This window comes from Streptococcus cristatus (genome assembly GCF_003943515.1).
GTDB classification, from domain to species: Bacteria; Bacillota; Bacilli; order Lactobacillales; family Streptococcaceae; genus Streptococcus; species Streptococcus cristatus_D.
Genome location: NZ_RJPT01000028.1, coordinates 1 through 814 on the forward strand (window position 1 = coordinate 1; position 814 = coordinate 814).

An 814-nucleotide genomic window follows, 5' to 3' on the forward strand; every position below is an offset into this window, starting at 1 on the left:
GAGGCTCGTTCTCAGGCTGGTGCTTGCTGAATCTGATGCGCTAATTGATGCACTTAGACTTGTGCTCAAACTTGTACTTGTTGAATCTGACGCACTGAGTGATGCACTGAGGCTAGTACTCAAGCTGGTACTTGTTGAGTCTGACGCACTGTGTGAGGCACTGAGGCTGGTACTCAAGCTGGTACTTGCTGAGTCGCTTGCACTGATTGATGCACTGAGGCTCGTGCTCAAGCTGGTGCTTGCTGAGTCACTTACACTAATTGATGCACTTAGACTTGTGCTCAAACTTGTACTTGTTGAATCTGACGCACTGATTGATGCACTGAGGCTAGTACTCAAGCTGGTACTTGTTGAGTCTGACGCACTGTGTGAGGCACTGAGGCTGGTACTCAAGCTTGTACTTGCTGAATCTGACGCACTGAGTGAAGCACTTAGACTTGTGCTCAAACTTGTACTTGCTGAGTCGCTTGCACTGATTGAGGCACTGAGGCTCGTGCTCAGGCTGGTGCTTGATGAATCTGAAGCGCTGAGTGAGGCACTGAGGCTGGTACTCAAACTTGTGCTGGCTGAATCTGAAGCGCTAATTGAGGCACTGAGGCTTGTGCTCAAGCTCGTGCTTGTTGACTCTGAGGCACTGATCGAAGCACTTAGGCTGGTACTCAAGCTGGTGCTTGCTGAGTCGCTTGCACTAATTGATGCACTGAGACTCGTGCTCAGGCTCGTGCTTGTTGACTCTGAGGCACTGATCGAAGCACTTAGGCTGGTACTCAAGCTTGTACTTGCTGAATCTGATGCGCTGAGTGAGGCACTGAGG

1 protein-coding gene is annotated in these 814 nt (G+C 50.4%); it reads left to right on the forward strand.

Annotated elements, in window-relative coordinates; translation table 11 throughout:
• On the forward strand, positions 1 to 814 hold an 814-nt coding region (locus tag D8791_RS10400; RefSeq protein ID WP_185760595.1), incomplete at both ends, for a hypothetical protein.